Annotated in this window: 14 protein-coding genes and 3 pseudogenes; 11 read left to right on the forward strand and 6 right to left on the reverse strand. The window is 61.3% G+C overall.

Annotation, left to right across the window (positions count from 1 at the left end; translation table 11 throughout):
* Window positions 1–763 (forward strand): tyrosine-type recombinase/integrase (locus PM2_RS24510; protein ID WP_042132564.1); only part of this gene is annotated, 763 nt, incomplete at its 5' end.
* A 69-nt stretch (window positions 764–832) separates the two neighbouring features.
* Here PM2_RS24510 and PM2_RS24515 read toward each other — a convergent pair.
* Together PM2_RS24515 and PM2_RS30845 are read right to left on the reverse strand one after the other, a co-directional pair.
* Window positions 833–1,093 (reverse strand): annotated as a pseudogene (locus PM2_RS24515) (transposase); the annotation flags it as partial.
* A 7-nt stretch (window positions 1,094–1,100) separates the two neighbouring features.
* Window positions 1,101–1,265: a hypothetical protein gene (locus tag PM2_RS30845; protein WP_154670341.1), complete on the reverse strand. Its 165-nt coding sequence runs from the start codon at window positions 1,263–1,265 to the stop codon at window positions 1,101–1,103.
* Window positions 1,266–1,323: 58 nt separating this feature from the next.
* Here PM2_RS30845 and PM2_RS24520 point away from each other — a divergent pair.
* Window positions 1,324–2,520, forward strand: a pseudogene (locus PM2_RS24520) (IS256 family transposase).
* Between the two features lie 215 nt (window positions 2,521–2,735).
* Window positions 2,736–3,105: pseudogene (locus tag PM2_RS30320) on the forward strand (ADP-glyceromanno-heptose 6-epimerase); the annotation flags it as partial.
* Window positions 3,106–3,175: 70 nt separating this feature from the next.
* Here the strand turns inward: PM2_RS30320 and PM2_RS24530 are convergent.
* Complete coding sequence (locus tag PM2_RS24530) at window positions 3,176–4,855, reverse strand: arylsulfatase (RefSeq protein WP_028699686.1); 1,680 nt, start codon at window positions 4,853–4,855, stop codon at window positions 3,176–3,178.
* A gap of 201 nt (window positions 4,856–5,056) precedes the next feature.
* On the opposite strand from PM2_RS24530, the gene PM2_RS24535 reads away from it, so the two are divergent.
* Together PM2_RS24535 and PM2_RS24540 are read left to right on the forward strand one after the other, a co-directional pair.
* Window positions 5,057–7,393, forward strand: coding sequence for a tetratricopeptide repeat protein (locus tag PM2_RS24535; protein ID WP_080694017.1), 2,337 nt, complete (start codon window positions 5,057–5,059; stop codon window positions 7,391–7,393).
* A 70-nt stretch (window positions 7,394–7,463) separates the two neighbouring features.
* On the forward strand, window positions 7,464–8,465 hold the full coding sequence (locus PM2_RS24540; protein ID WP_028699687.1) for an AraC family transcriptional regulator: 1,002 nt from the start codon (window positions 7,464–7,466) through the stop codon (window positions 8,463–8,465).
* Between the two features lie 42 nt (window positions 8,466–8,507).
* On the opposite strand, the gene PM2_RS24545 is transcribed toward PM2_RS24540, so the two are convergent.
* On the reverse strand, window positions 8,508–9,713 hold the full coding sequence (locus tag PM2_RS24545; protein WP_224372348.1) for an OprD family porin: 1,206 nt from the start codon (window positions 9,711–9,713) through the stop codon (window positions 8,508–8,510).
* 201 nt (window positions 9,714–9,914) lie between these two features.
* Window positions 9,915–11,744: a sigma-54-dependent Fis family transcriptional regulator gene (locus PM2_RS24550; protein WP_028699689.1), complete on the reverse strand. Its 1,830-nt coding sequence runs from the start codon at window positions 11,742–11,744 to the stop codon at window positions 9,915–9,917.
* Between the two features lie 329 nt (window positions 11,745–12,073).
* On the opposite strand from PM2_RS24550, the gene pchA reads away from it, so the two are divergent.
* The 5 genes from pchA to PM2_RS24575 are packed head-to-tail and all read left to right on the forward strand — an operon-like array spanning window position 12,074 to window position 16,647.
* Complete coding sequence (pchA, locus tag PM2_RS24555; RefSeq protein ID WP_028699690.1) at window positions 12,074–13,552, forward strand: 4-hydroxybenzaldehyde dehydrogenase; 1,479 nt, start codon at window positions 12,074–12,076, stop codon at window positions 13,550–13,552.
* 45 nt (window positions 13,553–13,597) lie between these two features.
* On the forward strand, window positions 13,598–13,948 hold the full coding sequence (locus PM2_RS24560; RefSeq protein WP_033740698.1) for a c-type cytochrome: 351 nt from the start codon (window positions 13,598–13,600) through the stop codon (window positions 13,946–13,948).
* Window positions 13,945–14,637: a hypothetical protein gene (locus PM2_RS24565; RefSeq protein ID WP_028699692.1), complete on the forward strand. Its 693-nt coding sequence runs from the start codon at window positions 13,945–13,947 to the stop codon at window positions 14,635–14,637. Before PM2_RS24560 ends, PM2_RS24565 begins: the two co-directional genes overlap by 4 nt.
* Window positions 14,638–14,651: 14 nt before the next feature.
* Window positions 14,652–16,220 carry an FAD-binding oxidoreductase gene (locus PM2_RS24570; RefSeq protein WP_028699693.1) on the forward strand — a complete coding sequence of 523 codons (1,569 nt, stop codon included), beginning with the start codon at window positions 14,652–14,654 and terminating at the stop codon, window positions 16,218–16,220.
* Between the two features lie 55 nt (window positions 16,221–16,275).
* Window positions 16,276–16,647 (forward strand): c-type cytochrome, encoded by a 372-nt coding sequence (locus PM2_RS24575; protein ID WP_028699694.1) that lies wholly within the window; start codon window positions 16,276–16,278, stop codon window positions 16,645–16,647.
* A 52-nt stretch (window positions 16,648–16,699) separates the two neighbouring features.
* Here PM2_RS24575 and betT read toward each other — a convergent pair whose 3' ends face one another.
* Window positions 16,700–18,955: a choline BCCT transporter BetT gene (betT, locus tag PM2_RS24580; RefSeq protein ID WP_028699695.1), complete on the reverse strand. Its 2,256-nt coding sequence runs from the start codon at window positions 18,953–18,955 to the stop codon at window positions 16,700–16,702.
* 553 nt (window positions 18,956–19,508) lie between these two features.
* Here betT and PM2_RS24585 point away from each other — a divergent pair.
* Window positions 19,509–20,429 carry a LysR family transcriptional regulator gene (locus PM2_RS24585; RefSeq protein WP_028699696.1) on the forward strand — a complete coding sequence of 307 codons (921 nt, stop codon included), beginning with the start codon at window positions 19,509–19,511 and terminating at the stop codon, window positions 20,427–20,429.
* Window positions 20,430–20,460 lie beyond the last annotated feature (31 nt).

The raw sequence follows: 20,460 nt of genomic DNA on the forward strand, positions 1-20,460 counted from the left end.
CCCTAAGCCTGAGACAGCGGCCAGGGTCAGAAACCGGCTGGAGCTCGTTCTCGATGCTGCCAAAGCACGCCGACTGCGCTCGGGTGAAAACTCCGCTCGCTGGCGAGGTCATCTGGACAAGCTTCTGCCTAGAAGAAGGCTGGCAGACCGTGGTAATCATCCCGCTCTACCCTGGGAGCAATTGCCAGCCTTCATGGCAGAACTTGAGCATTCCAGGGACCTCAGTTCAACTGCGGTGAAGCTAACCGTGCTGTGCGCTCTGCGCACAAGCGAAGTGATAGGTGGGTACTGGGAAGAAATTGATCTGGACGAAGAAATTTGGACTATTCCGGCTGCCCGAATGAAAGCCGGGCGCCCGCATCGAGTACCGTTATCTAAAGCCGCCCTTCATACGCTCAGGTGCCTAAAGGCGGAAAGCAAAAGCGGACTGCTTTTCCCGGGCCGGAGCATTGGTAGACCGCTATCGAACATGGCAATGCTACAAAAAATACGCGGTATGGATGAGAAGTCCTTAGCCAACGACGGGCCCGGCTGGCGCAACGAAACTGGTGAAGTCATCACCATGCATGGTTTCCGATCAAGCTTCAGAGACTGGGCCGCCGAGACAACTAACTTCGCCAACATCGTCCCTGAAATGGCCTTGGCGCATAAAATCAGTAACGCGACTGAAGCAGCGTATCGACGAGGCGATCTGCTAGAAAAACGAAAACAGCTTATGGAGCAATGGGCTCGCTATGCACTGTCAGGTTGCGAAGCAACCTGACAAAGGCAAGGTGCTGCTCGTGTCTAGTCCTGAAATAGGTTTACACCTGTTCAGGTAGGCCGACAGGCCTCAAAACGCCTGATGCACCGCATCGGGCGTTTTGTTTTTCAGGGCCATATGAGGCCGTTCTGTGTTGTAGATCTGCACTGCTTCGGCAACCATCTGCCTAGCTTGTTCCAGATCTTCAGGACTGCTCAACAGCAGCTCCATCTTGAGGATTCCGTTGATTCGTTCAGCCAGCGCGTTCTGGTAGCAGTCATACCCATCTGTCATGGAGCACTGAACACCGTGGCGCTGGTGCAGTGACTGGTATAGCGCCGAGCAATATTGGGCGGATTCAACCGGTCGTCGCAACACTGGATTGTTGTACAGACTTCAGATACTCATTCAGTGTTTCGGCAGGTGTTTTCCAGCCGAGTGTTTTTCGAGGTCTGATCGTGTCCCGGGAAGTGGTGTAACTGAACCAGCCGAAGGCGCCCTGCGGGCGAAAAAGGATGGTCATCGTGGTTCTTGGCTAACGTTGAGTTTGCGAAGACCAAACACTCACCAGAGAAACCACGATGACCAAGCCCACTATCGCATTGACCGAGTTGGTTGAGAAAGGGGCAGATGCTGATCTGCTCAAGCAAATGATCCAGTTCGTTGCCCAGCGCATGATGGAGTTCGATGTCGAAGGCCTGTGCGGCGCCGGCTTCGATGTCAAAAGCCCTGACCGGACAAACAGCCGCAACGGCTACCGTGATCGCCTCTGGCAGAACCGTGCGGGTGACGTTGACCTTAAGATCCCCAAGCTGCGCCAAGGCAACTACTTTCCTGGTTTTCTTGAGCCTCGACGTACCGCCGAGAAGGCCATGGCGGCGGTGATCCAGGAAGCCTACATCCAAGGCATATCAACGCGTTCGTTGGACGAGCTTGTCAAGGCCATGGGCATGACCGGCATCTCCAAAAGCCAAGTGTCACGGCTGGCTGGTGAGATCGATGAGCGCGTTCACGCCTTCCTTGACCGACCGCTTGAAGGCGACTGGCCCTATCTCTGGATAGATGCCACCTACGTCTAAGTGCGGGAGGCCGGGCGCATCGTCTCGGGCGCCGTAATAATCGCTGTGGCCGTGAACACCGATGGTGGCCGTGAAGTCCTGGGCATGCGGGTTGGCCCATCAGAAGCCGAGCCGTTCTGGACGGACTTCCTGCGAAGCCTCATGCGACGAGGCCTGCGCGGCGTAAAGCTGGTCATCTCTGACGCCCACGAAGGCCTCAAGGCAGCTGTTTCCAAGGTCTTCAACGCAACCTGGCAGCGCTGCCGCGTGCACTTCATGCGCAACGCCATGGCCCATGTCGGCAAAGGACAACGCACCATGGTGGCGGCGCTTTTGCGCACAGTTTTCGCCCAAGACAGCCGTGCCGAATGCCACCAGCAGTGGCACCTGGTTGCTGACCGACTGCGCGAGAAGTACCCCAAGATCGCAATGCTCATGGACGGCTGCGAGGATGAAGTACTGGCACACATGGCGTTTCCCAAGGCGCACCGACAGCAGCTGCACAGCACCAATACTCTGGAGCGATTCAACGCCGAGATCAAGCGTCGCACCGACGTCGTGGGCATCTTCCCCAACGACCCAGCCATCACACGGCTGGTAGTGGCGATGCTGCTAGAGCAGAACGACGAGTGGTGCCTGCAACGGCGGTACATGCAGTTGGAGGCCTTTGAGGCCGTCAGCGATAATCCACAGGCCAAGCTGGCGGCCGTGATCAAATAAACGGCGAGCTCAATGGCCAGAGCCATGATGAGTTACACCACTTCCTGGGACACGATCTGTGTGCTTCATCGAGCACCAGAATGAACTCGTTGCGAACATCACTTTTCAACCAGTCCTTGGTCTGTTCGAAGATGTCCCGCTCGATGGGACGCATTAGCATGTATTCGAGCATTGAATAGTTGGTAATTAGCAGTTCGGGGCAGCGCACCTGCATTTCGTCACGCGTCTACGGAGCCGGCGAGGACTTTCGTGAACAGCGCGAATGTGAGCGCCCGCTGAACGTCTATGGCTATTCGAAGTTCCTGTTCGATCAACAGGTGCGCCGGCAGTTCTGTTGGCAGTGGCCGCGCCCAACCATTCAATGATGTGGCTCTGGCTGTGATCAATCGGCTGCGCGGGCAGCAAGGCCAACCCTCGTTGTCACTTGAGATGGCCTTGCTGGAAGGTATTCTGGAGTACAGCGAATTTCCTGAGCATTTGCGTGGCAAGTACCAGTGTTACACCTGCGCCGACCTGGAGCGCTTGCGCGCTGCCGGTTACACCGCACCCACTCTGGCAGTCGAGCAAGGCGTGGCCCGCTACTGAGACTGGTTGCAGGGTCCTCAAAGACCGCCGCCTGCTCCAGTCAAGCAGGCAGCATGATCGTGCTCAACGGCTACTTGAAACAGTATTCGTAGAGGCAAGTCTGGAACCCGTACTTGAGGTCGAACTTGCCATCGAGCACGTTGTTTTCCTTCGTGTACTGGTCCCACGCCACGAGCATTTCCTTCAGCTTGCCCGGCTCGGCCTGGGCCAGGTCGCGGCTTTCGGTCGGGTCGCTCTTGAGGTCGTACAGCTGCCATTGGGCAGTGCCGTAAGGTGGATTGACCAAGATGATTTTCCAATCGCCCTTGCGCAGCGCCTTGCGGCCGAACAGTTCCCAGCCGATCTGACGCTGGGCCATGGCCCGACCTTCAAGCAATGGGCGCATGCTCTTGCCGCTGATGGTTTGCACCGGGCGACCTTGGAATGTCTTGCCCAGCGCCGGCACCCCCGCCAGGTCCAGCAAGGTTGGCATCAGGTCCATCACATGGACCATGTCGTTGTTGAGCGTGCCTTGCAGGTGGGCCTTCTTCAGCATTTTCGCGCTGATGATGGCTGGCGCCCGAATGCCGCCCTCGTTGGTGAACCCCTTGAACAGCGGATACGGCGTGGAGCTGACCTGGGCCCATTGTGCGCCATAGTCGGCATACGAGCCTTTGTGCCCGAGGTTTTTCAGGCTGTTGTCGAAGTCCTTGGCCAGCCACTCCTTGTTGCCAGGCAGGTCGATCGGGCTATTGCCATCGGCGCCATTGTCGGAGATGAACACGATGAAGGTGTTGTCCAGCTTGCCGTTTTTCTCCAGGTACGTGAGCAGTCGGCCAATGTGGTAGTCCATGTTGGACACCATCGCCGCATAGATCTCCATGTTGCGCGCCTCGCGCTGGCGCTGCTCATCGCTCAACTGGCCCCAGTTCGGCAGGCCCTTGGCCATGGGTGTGTTGGGCGTTGCATTGGCCGCGACAATACCCAGCTGCTTCTGGCGCTCCAGGCGGGCCTGGCGGATCGCGTCGTAGCCGGCGTCATAACGGTGCTTGTACTTGTCCAGCCAAGCGTCTGGCGCATGCAGCGGCCAATGTGGCGCGGTGTAGGACAGTACGGCCATGAACGGCTTGTTGCTGGCTTTGTCGGCTTCGATGTAGTCGATTAGCCGATCGGTGTAGAACTCGCTGGAATAGAAGCTCTTGGGCACTTCCACCTGCTTGCCGTCTTCGCGGTAGATCGCCTTGGGGTCTTGGGCAATGATGGCGTGCTGGTCGTCGAAGTGGCTGGCACCGCCTTGCACCAGAATGAACGAGCGGTCGAAGCCGCGCGCCTTGGGGCTGGTCTCTTCGGTGCGACCCAAGTGCCATTTGCCGGTGGTGTAGGTGTTGTAACCTGCATCCTGAAGCACCTGCCCTACCGTGACCATGCGCTCGTTCAAATACCCTTCGTAGCCAGGCTGGCCTTTCTGGAACGGTTGCAGCAGCTCGCCCATGTTGCCCAGGCCCGCCACATGGCTGTCGGCGCCAGAGAACATCATTGCGCGGGTCGGCGAGCACGTGGGCGCCGTGTGGAAGTTGCTCAGGCGCACACCATCGCGCGCAAGTGAGTCAATGTTCGGGGTGCTGATTTCGCCACCAAAACTGCCCAGGTCGCTGTAGCCCAGGTCATCGGCGACGATGATCAGAAAGTTCGGGCGCTCATCTGCGGCCATGGCCGTGTGGCTGCATATGGCAACCATCAGAGCAAGCAGGCGTGTCTTAAACGGGCTCATGAAGCGTGTCCTCGGTTATTATTATTGGCGTGCTTGCAAGTATGCGGATGGCCCGCCGCTCGCCGATAACGCTGCAGCGCAAGCGCTTATGCATCCGCGTGATTATTTGCCCCGAGGGCTAGGGCAGTGCCCGCTCGACGTTCATCATCCCCCTTTATTTACCGGGGGCGCGCACCCACTGGCAGGCAAGAGGTGGGGCACATGAAGCAAGCTCGTCGGCACGCAGCGAATGTCACCCGGGGGATGGCCCTGCTATGGCTGTGCGCATGGGCCGGCGGCCTGCTTGCCGCCCCGTCTCAGCCGCCACAGCGCAAGCTGGACGACGGCTACGTCGACCCAGGCCAATGCCAGGCCTGCCATGCTTCACAGGCGCAACAGTGGTCCCAGTCACATCACAGCTGGTCGATGCGCAAGCCGACCGCGGACAATGTGCGGGGCGACTTCGCCGATCAGGCCTTCACGGACGCCGCCGGCGTAGAGGTGAGTTTCAGCACGCGCAATGGCACGTTTTACGTCAATGCCGAAAACGAACAGGGCCGACGCCAGGACTTCGCCGTGGCCTACACCTTCGGGGTTTATCCCCTGCAGCAATACCTGATCGAACGCCCTGGTGGTCGCTTGCAATCGTTGACCGTTGCCTGGGACAACCGCGCCAAGGCCGACGGTGGGCAGCGCTGGTTTTCGCTCTACCCCGGCCAGCGCTTCACCCCGGACGACGCCCTGCACTGGACCGGCCGCTCGCAGAACTGGAACGGCATGTGTGCCCAGTGCCACTCGGGCAACCTGAAAAAAGGCTACGACGCCAGGCAGGACAGCTTCGCCAGTACCTGGAGCGAGCTGTCGGTGGGTTGTCAGAGTTGCCATGGGCCGGGCGCTCAGCATCTGGCATGGGCCAAGTTGCCGACGGCGCAGCGCCAGCTCGCCAACAATGCCGGCGCACGCGGTTTACAGGTGGACTTCGGGGCGCGAGCCAAGGGTTACGAAGTCGACCAGTGCGCCCGCTGTCACGCACAACAGGAAACCCTTGGTGTTGGCAGCCAGCCGGGTAAACCTCTGGTGGATAGCGCCTACCCTACCTTGTTGACCCCTGGCGCCTATCATGCCGATGGCCAGCAACAGGCTGAGGTGTTCGAGTATGGCTCCTTCGTGCAGAGCAAGATGTACGCCGCCGGCGTGACCTGCAGCGACTGCCACAACCCGCACACCGGCGAGCTGCCCGCCCAGGGCAATCAGTTGTGCGCCAGCTGCCACAACCCGCAGGGCAACCCGCGGTTCCCCACGCTGAAGAAGAAGGACTACGACAGCCCCAGCCACCACTTTCATGAGCCTGGTAGCCCCGGCGCGCAATGCACCAACTGCCATGCGCCCGAACAGAACTACATGGTGATCGACGCACGCCGCGACCATAGTTTCCGCCTGCCAAGGCCCGACCTGACGCCGATCACCGGCGCGCCCAACGCCTGCACGCAATGCCACAAAGAGCGCTCGGCACAATGGGCCGCGAACGAGATCAGCCAGCGCTTCGGCCCGCTGCGTGCCGAGCATTATGGCCCGGTGATGCAAGGCGCCCGAGCGCACGATCCGCAAGCAATTGCCCTGGCCGCAAAGTTGGTCACCGACGCGACACGCCCGGCGATCGTCCGGGCTTCTGCCGCCGACGTCCTGAGCGGCGTCGAGGGGCCTGCGCTGGATTCGCTTGCCCTCGGGCTTACCGATCAAGATCCACTGGTTCGCAGCAGCGTGGTGCGCGCCATGGCCAATGCCGACGATGCGCAACGCCTGCAACACTTGCCTGCCCTGCTTGATGACCCGGCACTGGCGGTACGCGATCAGGCGGCTCGCGCCTTGGCCGACCTGCAGGCGCAACTGCCGACCGCCCAACGTGACCGGCTCGGCCACCTGCTCCAGGACCACCTTGCGCGGCTCAGCGCCAACGCCGACTTGCCGGGCACGCGATTCAACCTGGCCAGCCTGCTGGCACGTCAAGGCAATGAGGCACAGGCACTGGATCAATATCACCAAGTCCTGCGCCAAGATCCGGACTTCACGCCCGCGCGCGTGGCACTTGCCAGGTTGCTGCTGACTCGCGGGCAATCCGACCAGGCCCTTGAAACACTACAGGCCGGCTTGCAACGCGGCGAGCAGCGCGCCGGCTTCAGCGAGCTGGCCTATGCCATGGGGCTGCTCCAGGCCGAGCGCCAGCAGCCCGAGCAGGCTATCGAGTGGCTGGAGAAAGCCCTGCCCGGCCAGCCGCTGAACCTGCGCCTGTATTACAACCTCGGCTTGCTGCGCAGCCAGCTCGGCCAACCTGAACAGGCGCGACGCGTGGTAGTGGCCGGGCTTGCTCACGCAGCGCAAGATAGGGATCTTTTGTATGCAGGTGCCTATCTGGATGCGCGGTCAGGCAACTGGGCCTCTTCATTCGCGTTCTTGCAGCGCCTGTTGATGCTACAACCGCAGCACCCCGAGGCGCGTCGCCTGCTGGCTTATGTACAGCAGCAACAGCAGCGTACGCGCACCATGGGCGCGAATCGATGACCAGCGAAGCCGCGGCCAAGACTGAATAGCACTGGATCAAACCAGACAGACAACAATAAAGGTTACGGTGATGAATACGCCCCTTTACAGCGGCCTGCCCACTGCTGGCGACGCCCGCTCGGCCATTCCCTTTGCAGCCGAGCCCTTGCTGCGCTCGCGCAATGTCGAAGACGCCGAAGCCCTGCTCAACAACCACCTGGAGGAACGGCGGATACGCCTCGGCGGGCGAGGCACGCTGGATATCGACTTCACCTTGCAGACCTTGCCGCAAATGAAGCTGTTCGGCGCGTGGTGGGGGCGCGAGGTTCGCGTGAGCTCAAGCCCGTTGAGCTGTTGGCATGGCATCCTGCCTTTGCACGGCGCGATCAGCAGCCACCCCCAGGGCTTGCAGGCGAACGCGGGTGAGCTATTGGTGTTCAGCCCCGGGCAGGAAGTGGACGTCACCTGGCATGAAGGGACAAAGGCCATCGTCATTGCCTTGGATGCGGCCTTGCTGCTCAATCACCTGGAACGTCACCATCAGGTTCACCATGCCCAGAGCCCGACGCAGGCGTTGTTGTTCCAGGGTAATCACCCGGCCATGCGCAGCCTGGGCAACCTGCTGCGCATGGTCGACAGCGAAAGCGGCAACACCGCTGGCTTGCTGGCAACGCCCTTCGGCCAGTCCCACGTGCAGCACCTGTTTTGCGAAAACCTGCTGCACCTGCTGCCCAGCCTGTACAGCGAACCACCACGGCGCCTGTTGCCGGGCACCGTGAAACGGGTGGTCGATTTCATCCACGCCAATCTCGAACAGCCGCTTTGCATCACCCAACTGGTGACTGTTAGCGGCACCAGCAGACGCAGCCTGGAACAGGCGTTTCGCAACGGTTTGGGGACCAGCCCGCAACGCTACATCCAGCATTGCCGGCTACTGGCGATGCGCAAGGTGTTGCTGGAGCACCAACCGGGTGAAGTACAGTTGTCGGCGCTGGCCTTCAAGTGGGGGTTTGCACAACCCAGCCACTTTACCGCCGCCTACAAGCAAGCGTTTGGCGAGCCGCCCTCGCAAACGCTGGCCAGGTCAGATTGATGGGAAGGCCGCTGCAGGCGCAGCGGCCAGCTCGGCCAAGGCCTACCAGAATTTCCAGGTGTAGGTCGTGATCAAACGGTTCTCATCGTAGTCATTGCCATGCTTGAACTGCGCGTGGATGTTGCGCCACTCCACGGCCACGCCCTTGAGCGGACCGCTCTGCACCACATAACTCAGAAACAGATCGCGCTCGTTTTCGGCGGTTTGGCTGAGGTCCCCACCGCGATCGATGCCCGTGCCGCGCAAGTAACGGGTGGTCAGGTTGAGGCCGGGTATGCCCATGGCCACGAAGTCATAGTCGTAACGCGCCTGCCATGAGCTTTCGTTGGGCCTGATGAAGGCCACGGCCGACCAATTGACCAGATACGGTTGCGGCACGAAGCCGTTCAACGTCGGGAACGCACTCTCGCCGAGCATGCGTTGATAGCCCATACCAAAGGCGTGGCCGGCTTTTCTCAAGGTGGTCATGGCGCCATAGGAGCGGTTATCGATCTTGCCGTACAGCGCATCACCGTCTTCGTTGTGGTTGAAGTAACGCAGGTCGGTCTTCAGGCCGCAGCCTGCGCCCAGCTCGGTATTCAGCGTCAGGCCCAGATAATGCTGCTGGTAGATATCCTCCAGCTGTGCATAAAAGTAGCTGGCAGCAAGGTTGGGGCTGAAGGCGTAGGTGGCGCCGGCGAAGTTCAGGCCATCGCTGGTACGACGGGGGCCGTTGGGGCGGGTGAACAGGTACAGCTTTTCACGGTTGGAGGATTCACGGGTGCTGATCCCGGTGAATCGCCCACCGGTCAGCGTGAGCTTGTCGATCTCGTTGGACTTGACCGTGAAACCATCGAAGGTCGTCACCAGTTGCCGGGAATCGTCCTGGAAGGCCACCGGCAAGGTCGGCCGATGCTCGCCGACCCTCAGCTCGGTCTTGGAATAGCGCACCTTGCCAGTCAGTGCCGCCCGGCCATATTCCCGGGCTTGCTCCCGTGAGCTCTGGCTGTAGGGCAAGACACTGTCAGGGCCACGACCTGAGCCGCCGTCCAGGCGATAGGCGTATTGCGCGGCGGCATCGACACCGAACGCGAGCGGGCCCTGGGTATAACCGGATGTGAAACGCAGGTCCAGGCCCTGGCTCCAGCTGCCATCGCGAGAGGTTCTCGGCTTTTCGCCCTTGAAATCACGGTCTACGTAGAAGTTGCGCAGACCCAGGTTCAACTGGCTGTCTGCGACAAAGTCGGCTTGCGCGGCCAGGGGCATCATCACCCCAATCAGACCCACTGCCCTTAGGTGTTTTCCAGCAGCGTACGCTGCGCGCGGCACAGTTGCGTGTTGACCGTTCATGGATGCCTCTAAACATTTTTATTGTTGTAGAGGTCCAGTATCCGCAGTCCGCTTATAAGCCGTTATCGCCTGCGCGTAACGACTAACTGCGCAGCGCAGAAAATCCGCCTTGATCCGCCGCTAGCTGCCCTTGAGCCGATAACTGACTTGCGCGCGGCTCATGCCCAGCATCTGTGCCGCCAGGGTGATGTTGCCGCCCGAGCGCTCCATGGCCAGATGCACCAGTTGCAGCTCGATATCTGCCAACGGTGTACTGAGCACCTTCTGGCTCCCGGCGACGAACGCCAGCAGCCCCTCCAATACCGGCTCCCGAATGTGCGCTGTGGGCTCGATTACCTGCCTGGCCGGCTCGTCACGGCGCTCGCCCGCGGACAAGCGCCCCTCAGGTGTCAGGCCAATCGCCGTGGCCATCATGGGCGCGCCGATCTCGGCCAAGTGCACCAGGTCGATGACTTCGCCCTCCCCGGCACTGATCACGCCCCGCTCGATCAGGTTCTGAAGTTCACGGATGTTCCCTGGGAACCGATACGTGAGCAGCGCGTTGACCAGCCGGGTGCTAAAGCCCGCAAGCCGACGCCCATGGCGCTGGCTGAAATGACGCAGGAAATAGCTCATCAGCAGCGGGATATCTTCACGGCGCTCGCGTAACGGTGGCAGGTGGATGGGGAACACATTCAAGCGATAGAACAAATCCTCACGAAAACGCCCGGCCTCGACTTCGCGGCGCAGGTCCAGGTTGGTGGCGGCAATGACCCGCACATCGACCCGGATCGGCGCCGTGCCGCCTACCCGCTCGATTTCACCTTCCTGCAGGGCGCGCAGAATCTTGCTCTGGGCACTCAGGCTCAAGGTCGCGATTTCATCGAGAAACAACGTGCCGCCATTGGCCCGCTCGAAACGTCCGGCACGCGAGCGGTCGGCACCGGTGTAGGCACCCCGTTCGACACCGAACAGCTCTGCTTCCACCAGGTTCTCCGGCAAGGTCGCGCAGTTGAGCGCCACCAACGGCCGCTGCTGGCGTGAGCTGGCTTGGTACAACGAGCGGGCGAACAGCTCCTTGCCAACGCCCGATTCCCCGGTCAGCAGCACGGTTGCCTGGGTCGAGGCCACGCGCTGCAGCATCTGCGTGGCGAGCACGAAAGCCGCCGAGATGCCCACCATTGGCTTGCCGTCGATAGGCGCCTCCAGCTCGGCTACCTCCGTGGCGGTACCTGAAGCATAAGTACTGCGGCTAAGGAAGTCGTCCGGCATCAGGTAGGCCAGATCGACGTCGATGTCGTCCCACTGATCGGCCGGCTTGCCTACAATCCGGCAAGCCGGGTGCCCCATCGAGCGGCACTCCTGCTCACGGAACACGACCAGGCGACCGAGCAGTGACGAGGCATAGCCACTGGCATAGCCGATCTCCATCCAGCAGGCCGGTTCTCCGCCCAAGCCATAGGCCGCGATGTGCTCATCGTCTTCGAGCGAGTTGTGCCAAAGGAACTCGGAGTAGAAGTGGCCGACACCTGAATCGATTTCAAAGCGCACCACTTCGACATTGACCATCCCTTCGAGCATATGCAGGCGCGGCCCTGCACTGTAGAGGCTGGCGTCATCACCCTCTGGCCATTGCGCGCTGACCTGGGCCGCGTCCCGCGCACCGGCCTGCCAGCCGATGCGCGTCAACAGGCCGCGCGCCTTATCGAACCCGAGCGCCTCGATCAGTTCGCGGCGCATGGCGCCGAACGCGGCGCCTTGCAGCAGCATCATGCGCTGGCCGCACATCCAGACGCTGCCTTCCTGCGGGGAAAAAGCCACCGTCTCCGCCAACTGTTCTGCCGATGGCAGGCCACTGGCGCCAAACTGGCTGGCGCGGTCGACGATCAGGCGCTTTTGCTTGCCAAGCATCTGCTTGAAGAACTCTTCGTCGGCAGGACGACCGGGCTGGGTGGGTTTGGTAGGCGTCATGAGCAATCAGCAACGAACAAGTGAGTAGCTTGTGAGTATGCCGAGCCCTCGAGCCGGGTCAATGCGCGAGCGGTCGGCGCAAGCGCGTAGGCACTCGATCTGTCCGATAGCCGCACACCTTCTGTCTTTCTACAGGCTGACTGCGTCGATTTTTCTGCATGAATTTCTGCAGGCGTCGTCGAAAATCATCCAGTAACGACCGCTTGTCAGCGCCAGCTGTATGCATCAGCCCATTGAATTCATTGAGGAATATATCTTTTCGAAGCATTGGCACGGTTGTTGTTATGCAGCGCAGGTGCACTCGATAAAAAAATAGAGGTGACCTCCCTATGACGCTTTCCCACTCCCCTGCCTATCAAAACCTGCACTTGCAGCCCCTTGCCGGTGAATGGCGAGCCGGCAGCGCCGATCAATCGCTGGAGGTGTTCGACCCCTTCACGCAGAAGCGATTGCTGCAGATCACCCTGGCCAACCGCGAAGACCTCGATGCCGCCTACCGCAGGGCCCGCGAATGCCAGCTCGAGTGGGCGGCCAAAGGCCCCGCCGAGCGCAGCCAGGTCTTGCTCAATGCCGTGAAGATCTTCGACGACCGCCGTGAAGAAATTATCGACTGGATCATCAGCGAGTCAGGCAGCACGCGGATCAAGGCGCAAATCGAATGGGGCGCCGCACGCGCCATCACCCTCGAGTCGGCCAGCCTACCAAGCCGCGTGCACGGGCGCATCATGGCGTCCAATGTGCCCGGCAAGGAAAGCCGCGTCTACCGGGTTCCCCTGGGCGTGATTGGCGTGATCAGCCCCTGGAACTTCCCCCTGCACCTGACCGCACGCTCCCTGGCACCTGCCCTGGCGTTAGGCAACGCCGTGGTGGTCAAGCCGGCCAGCGATACCCCGGTCACCGGCGGCCTGCTGCTTGCGCGAATCTTCGAGGAGGCCGGATTGCCGCCGGGTGTGCTCAGCGTGGTGGTGGGGGCCGGCGCGCAGATCGGAGACGCTTTCGTCGAGCATCCGGTGCCCGCGTTCATTTCCTTCACCGGCTCGACCCAAGTCGGGCGCAACATCGGCCGCATCGCCAGCGGCGGCGAGCACCTCAAGCACGTGGCGCTGGAGCTGGGCGGCAACAGCCCGTTCGTGGTCCTGGCTGATGCCGACGTCGAGCAGGCCGTCAATGCTGCCGTGGTGGGCAAGTTCCTGCACCAGGGGCAAATCTGCATGGCGATCAACCGCATCATCGTCGAGCAACCGTTGCTGGAGGCCTTCACCCAGCGCTTTGTCGAACGGGTCAAGGCCCTGCCCTACGGCGACCCGAGCAACGCCAGCACGGTCATCGGGCCGGTGATCAACAGCAAGCAACTGGCGGGCCTGCAACAGAAGATCGTCACTGCCCACGCCGAAGGCGCCACCTTGTTGGTGGGTGGCGAGGCTCATGGCAACGTGCTGCCGCCTCACGTCTTCGGCAACGTTACCGCCGACATGGACATCGCCCGTGAAGAAATCTTTGGCCCCCTGGTCGGCATTCAGGCTGCACGTGATGCCGAGCATGCCCTAACGCTTGCGAACAACAGCGAATACGGGCTCTCCAGCGCCGTCTTCACCTCCAGCCTGGAGCGTGGCGTGCGGTTCGCCCAACGCCTCCACGCCGGCATGACCCACGTCAACGACATCCCGGTCAATGACGAACCCAACGCGCCATTCGGCGGCGAGAAGAACTCAGGTTTGGGGCGCTTCAATGGCGACTGGGCCATCGACGAATTCACCACCGACCACTGGATCACCCTGCAACACGTGCCCAGAGCGTACCCGTTCTGACCCGGCCCTATGCCCATCCCACCTACAACAAAAATGGAGTACGAAATGTCTTCACTTCGCGACGGCGCCGTGATGAAACGGACATTGGCCGCCTGCTTCGCCCTGCCCTTGCTCGTGCTTGCCAATAACGCCGCTGCCGATGGCGATGGTGCCTGGAAAGGCGGCGAAAATGTCTACGCCAAGGTGTGTGGCCACTGCCACGAACACCAGGTCGGGCCGCAAATCACCGGCCGCCAGCTGCCGCCGGGATACATCACTGCGATCGTGCGCAATGGTTTTCGCGCCATGCCCGCCTTCCCTGCCTCGTTCATCGACGACAACGCGCTGCAACAGGTTGCCGAGTACATCTCCACAGCATCCGCGCCTGCGCCCAACCCGGCCGGAGGCAAGCCATGAACGTCGAACGCCGATTCGTGCTCAAAGGCATGGCATTGTCCAGCCTTGCCGGCATTGCCATGAGCAGCGCAGGCATCAGCGCGGCCAACAGTGCCCTGGGCACACAACCACAACCGGCGCGTCCAACCCTGGTACTGGTCAGCAGCGCAGCCGCGCAGGCGGCTTTCCTCCAGGGCGTCAACGCAAGCCCCGCCGGCAAGCAAGTCAAGGTCCAACGTACCGACCTCAGCCTGGACTTCATCCTTGGCTTTGAGAAACGCCTGCGTATCGCCACACCGCAACGCATCATCGGCCTGGTCGACGATGCCAGTGCCGCACTGATCGTCGACCTCGCGCGCAGCGCCGGTGCGCACGTGCAGTGGCTTGGCCAGCACCACGCCGCAGCCCACGCTTCACACCACCGCCTGCTCAGCGGCGAAACGGCCAGTGGCTGCGCCCCGCAACTCGGCCTGAGCCTGAACGCCTGCGGCGCAGGTTTCAGCCTTACCGAGCATCGCCTGCGCGGCCAGCAGCCCCCCCTGCGCGCGTCGGCTGCCGGCCGTGACAAAGGCGCCTCGGACCAATGGGCGGCCACACTCGGCTACGCCCTCGCCACCCTGGGCACCACGCACATCGGGCAAGCGCCTGTGGTCGGCAACCGGTCGGCGGTGCTGACCGGTCATTTCGTTTCGTTTTCGATCGAGGCTTGAAGGAGCTGTAAGACATGACTGAGCAAAACACCACCACCCTGCTCCCGCGCGGCGTCGACCTCGCCAACTTCGATCAGGCCATTGCCAAGTTCCGGGCCCTGCTGGGCGATGAAAACGTCCTGATCAAGGACGATCAGCTGATCCCTTACACCAAGATCATGATGGCCGTGGACACCGCCGAGCACACCCCGTCCGCCGCCGTCACCGCCACCACCGTCGAGCAGGTGCAAGGCGTGGTAAAGATCTGCAACGAACACAAGATCCCGGTGTGGACCATCTCCACCGGGCGCAACTTCGGTTATGGCTCGGCGGCCCCAAGCCAGCGCGGCCAGGTCATTCTCGACCTGAAGAAGATGAACAAGATCCTCCATGTTGACCCGGAACTGTGCACGGCCCTGGTCGAGCCGGGGGTGACCTACCAGCAGTTGTACGACTATCTGCAGGAACACAAACTGCCGCTGATGCTGTCGTTCTCCGCACCGTCGGCCATCGCCGGGCCGCTGGGCAACACCATGGATCGCGGCGTGGGCTACACGCCCTACGGCGAGCACTTCCTGATGCAGTGCGGCATGGAAGTCGTGCTGGCCAATGGCGACGTGTACCGCACCGGCATGGGCGGCGTGAAAGGCGACAATGCCTGGCAGGTGTTCAAGTGGGGTTACGGCCCGACCCTGGACGGCATGTTCACCCAGGCCAACTATGGCATCTGTACCAAGATGGGCTTTTGGCTGATGCCCAAGCCTCCCGTGTTCAAGCCGTTCGAGATCAAGTTCGACAACGCCTCGGATATCGCCGAGATCGTCGAATTCATCCGCCCGCTGCGGATCGCCCAGGTCATTCCCAACTCGGTTGTCATCGCCGGTGTGCTTTGGGAGGCCGCCACCTGCAATACCCGGCGCGCCGACTACACCAACGAGCCGGGGGCGACGTCCGACGCGATCCTCAAACAGATCCAGAAAGACAAGAACCTCGGCGCCTGGAACGTCTATGCCGCGCTGTACGGCACCCAGGAACAGGTCGACGTCAACTGGAAGATCGTTACCGACGCCCTGAAGAAACTGGGCAAAGGCCGCATCTTCACCCAGCAGGAGGCCGGTGACACCCAGCCGTTCAAGTACCGTGCGCAGTTGATGTCCGGGGTGCCCAACCTGCAGGAATTCGGCCTGTACAACTGGCGTGGCGGCGGTGGCTCGATGTGGTTCGCGCCGGTGAGCCAGGCCCGAGGCAGCGAGTGCGACAAGCAGCAGGCACTGGCCAAGAAAACCCTCAACAAGCATGGGCTGGACTATGTCGGCGAGTTCATCGTCGGCTGGCGCGACATGCACCACGTGATCGATGTGCTGTACGACCGCAGCAACGCGGAAGAAACCCTGCGCGCCAATGCCTGCTTCGCCGAACTGCTGGATGTGTTCGAGCAGGAAGGCTACGCCGTCTACCGCGTCAACACGGCCTTCCAGGATCGCGTCGCGAACAGCTACGGCCCGGTCAAGCGCAAGCTCGAGCACACCCTCAAGCGTGCGTTGGACCCCAACAACATCCTCTCGCCAGGCAAGTCGGGTATCGACCTCGCCAACCCTTTCTGAATGTTCTTGAAGCCCCGCCATGCCTGACGTGGCGGTTAAATCCGAAGGAAGTGAAATGAACCCTGCACAACTGCTGGTTGCCAGCGCCCTGCTCCTGGTCGCCCCCCTGACGCTGGCCGAGGGCGATGCCGCTCAAGGCAAGGCCCTTTTCGCCACGCAATGCGGTTTCTGCCACAGCACTGAACAGGGCAAAAACTTGATGGGCCCCAGCCTGCTAGGCGTGTTCGATCGCAGCAGCGGCCAGGCTCCCGCCTTCAACTACTCTGCCGCACTGCAAGCGGCCAAGCTGAAGTGGGATGACGCCAACCTGGACAAGTGGCTGACCAAGCCAGCAGACCTCGTACCGGGCAACATGATGATGTACCCCGGCCAAGCTGACGCTCAGAGCCGTCAAAACCTCGTTGCCTACCTCAAGACACTGAAGTAAAACCAACCGCCAGCAGGGGCCTGGGCACCTGCTGGCGAACCGCATCGACCTGTCAGCGCGGGCCCTGCCCGGATTCATCGGGCGCTTCAGGGGGCTGGTACTGCCGGGGTGTCAGCACAGAGGCGGTAGCGTTCTCGCTGGAAAAGACAAGGAACGCCAGGTGTGTCTCATAGCGATCGAGTACATCGTCGATGACCTGCTGTTTGGTCAGCCCCATCAGGTCATAACCACCCGACCCCGTCTGGGTGTACACCTCCAACCGATAGTAGACATCGATCTCGCGTGTCATGCGGCCACTGAACATGGGCACTGGCGCCTCGACAATGGCGACGTGGTAATGGAAATCACGGAACGTATCCATCGATACCCGCAACAACGGCTCCTCGATACCGTGTGCATTGACCACGCTTTCCCGCGTGACGTCATAGCCTTGATTGCGAAATTCAGCGGCGACTTCGTCCAATGCTGGCCCAACTGTGCGGTTGAGGAACTGGGTAGCCTGGCGCATCGATGGGTACGCTCGCAAGTGCTCGAGCCGCTGCTTCCAGGAGCGCTCAGGGACATGCCCCCCGATAGCCGCCACAGAGGGCCGGCGCAGCACCCTCCCCTCGCGTTCAGCGCGTTCCATGCGCAATACCTTGTAGAACGATGCCATCACCAGATAAGCAATGATCGTCACCGGTAGCGCGAAGATCAGCGTTGCATATTCCATGGTCGTCACCCCGCCTGCGACCAGCATCGCTACGGTGAGCATGGCCGTGAGCAAGGCCCAGAAGATCCGCAGCCAGCTGGGGCCGTCATGAGAAGGGTCGGGAATCGTTGCAGAAAAATTCGACATCACCATAGCGCCGGAATTGGCGCTGGTGAGGTAGAACAGCAAGCCTGACAGCGTCGCCAGTCCAATAAGAAACATCGGGCCTGGGAACATCTGCAGCAGTGCATACCAACCCCGCTCGGGGCTGTCCATCGCCAGCTGGGCAAACTCGGTGTTGCCCTGAAGCACCTGAAAAAGTGCGCTGTTGCCGAACAGCGAGACTATGATGAAATCGCACAGCACCGGCGCGGTGACTGCCGCCAGGACGAATTCACGCAAGGTGCGCCCCCGCGAAATCCGCGCCAGGAACACGCCAACGAAAGGCCCCCAGGCCAACCAGAAGGCCCAGAAAAACAACGTCCAGCCCGCCATCCACCCAGCCCCTTCTGGCTCATAGGCAAACGTCTGAAACGTCCGGGCGGGGAAGGTGACCAGAAATTGGCCGATATTCGACACCAGGGCATTCAACAGGAATGCCGTCTGCCCGGTCAGCAGAATGTAGAGCATCATGGCCACGGCGCTCCACAGGTTCAGTTCGGCGATCCAGCGGATGCCACGGTCGACCCCGGACGTGGTAGCCGCGATGGTCAGTGCCACAGCCCCCACTACCAGTACGATCTGTAAGGTAAGGCCCTGCTCCAGACCGAAAATCAGCGAGAAACCCACGCTCAGCAGTACCACGCCGATGCCCATCGATGTGGCGACGCCAAACACGGTACCGACCAGCGCAATGATGCTGATGCCATCGCCCAACGGGCCGCGCACGCGCTTGCCAAACAGCGGATAGAGCGCGGCGCGAATCGACAGCGGCATGTCCCATCGATAGGCGAAGTAACCCATGGCCATACCCAGCAAGGCATACATCGCCCAACCCGCGATGCCATAGTGGAACATGGTCCAGATCACTGCGTCCTGCATGGCCTCGGCAGTCCCGCCGGCGCCACTGGGCGGGTGCAGATACTGCACGACCGGGCCGGTAACCGAATAGAACAGCATGTCTATCCCGACCCCAGCGGCGAACAGCATGGCGACCCACGTCACCAGCTTGTACTGCGGCCGTGAGTGGTCAGGGCCGATGCGCACATCCCCTTCCTTGGAAAACGCGACCCACAGCACGAAACCGATGACCAGCGTCATCGTCAGCACGTAGTACCAACCCAGGTTTGTCGCAATCCAGTCAGTGGTCCGCCTCATTGCCGAGCGTGCTGCATCGGGTATGAGGATCGTGGTGATGGAAAACACCAGTATCACCACGGACGAAATCAACAGGACGCTCCAGTTGATGTAAGCCTCGTGATGCTCGACTACTTCGTCATGGCCTTTGCTCAGGTCGCTGCGCGATACGGGCGTATCGTCATCGTCGCTCGGGCGCCTGGGCTGGCGGTCGGTACCGCCAAATTTGCTGCGCTCAAGCGCAGGGATCGACTTCACGCCTCCTGACGTGATCGGATCGACACCGTCGCGGTGCTGATCTGAGGGCGGTTCGAAGGGCATGGGCTTTCTCCTGTTGCGTACTTCACTTCAACGCCTCCTGAGAGGGATAGGATTATCGGGTGCGCGAATACTCCCTATGCGGTTGGCACAAGTGATTGCACTAAGACGTCATGCTCGGCTATCGCCTGCAGATCTGGACCCCGCGTTGGGGCAACTTGCTGCGCACATGAACGAAAATGGAAAGCGTCCCCACATCTTCCAGGCGGCTTGAGTTCGACTGACCCGTGGCAGGGTCGAGGATGAAAGCACTTGGCCTGTGAACGTCGCCAGGGATGGCGCCGTCGATGTTGCTGAACGCTGTTAAAGGGTGTCGATTGCCCTCTCGGCAACCGCGAAATACAGGGGTGCAGATATTTCAATCGAGCCATTCTGCGTGAGTGTGCAATCAAGCGCAAGGGAATAGCCGATCAGCTTGTTTACGAACCCCATATGAATCTGGGTCGGTCCCTGCGTATTCCCTGCCAGCCTTGCGGGGCCGGTCGCGCTTCTCACCCAGAGCGCCTATCTGGCAAACTTGCCGGCAAAAAGCTCGGTTCAATCGCTGGGAACAATAATGAAACTGCATCAACTTCGCGCGCTGGTAGCGATCCACGAAACGGGCAGCCTGCAAGACGCATCGGCGGTTCTGCACCTGACACAGTCGGCACTGAGCCGGGCGATCAAGGAGCTGGAGAGTGAACTGGGCATCACATTGCTGGTGCGCTCGAACAAGGGCATGACGCTGACCGAATATGGCCAGCGCATGCTCGGGCATGCCCGCCAGGCGCTGGAAAGCGTGCGCCGTGCGCGCCAGGAAATCGAAGACATGAAAGGCCAGGTGGTCAGCGAGATTACCGTGGGCGTTACCCCGGTGACGGCGCTGCTGTCTCCCCTCAAGCAAGTGCTGCTGGCGTTCCAGCAGAAACATCCGCACGTCACGTTGCGGGTACTGGAAATGCGCCCGACGCAACTGCTGCAACACCTACGCGACGGCTTGCTGGACTTTGCCTTGACCTCGCAATTGCCGGCCAGCACCGTTGGCCTGGACTGGCAACCGCTGTGCAGGCTTGCCGGCGCGGTGGTGGTGCGCAGGGACCACCCGCTGCGCCATGCCAAATCCCTGCGCCAGTTGCAGCAAGCCACCTGGATCAGCGTCGACCCGTTGAGCGATGCGCAGTCACAGTTCAACCAGTTGTTCCAAGGCAGCGCCCTGGCCCGCCCCCGCCAGGTATTCGAATGCACGGCCATGAACCTGGCCGTCAAGTTGCTGATCGACAGCGATGCGGTGATGCCCATCAGCGAGCCCGCGCTGGGGCATGATCTGGTTGGCTTGAGCGACTTGTCCAGGCACTTTCACAAGGTTCAGGTGCAGGAGCCGATACCGGACTACTTCATCAACCTGGTGTGCATCAACCGCAGCTACCTGACCACCACCGCCAGCCAGCTGTTCGGCATGCTGCGCCAGTCGCTGGAGAACGCTACGCAGCAGCCCTAGGCCTCACATGTAGCAAAACTCAAGGCCTTGA

Source organism: Pseudomonas monteilii NBRC 103158 = DSM 14164, assembly GCF_000730605.1.
Taxonomy (GTDB): domain Bacteria; phylum Pseudomonadota; class Gammaproteobacteria; order Pseudomonadales; family Pseudomonadaceae; genus Aquipseudomonas; species Aquipseudomonas monteilii.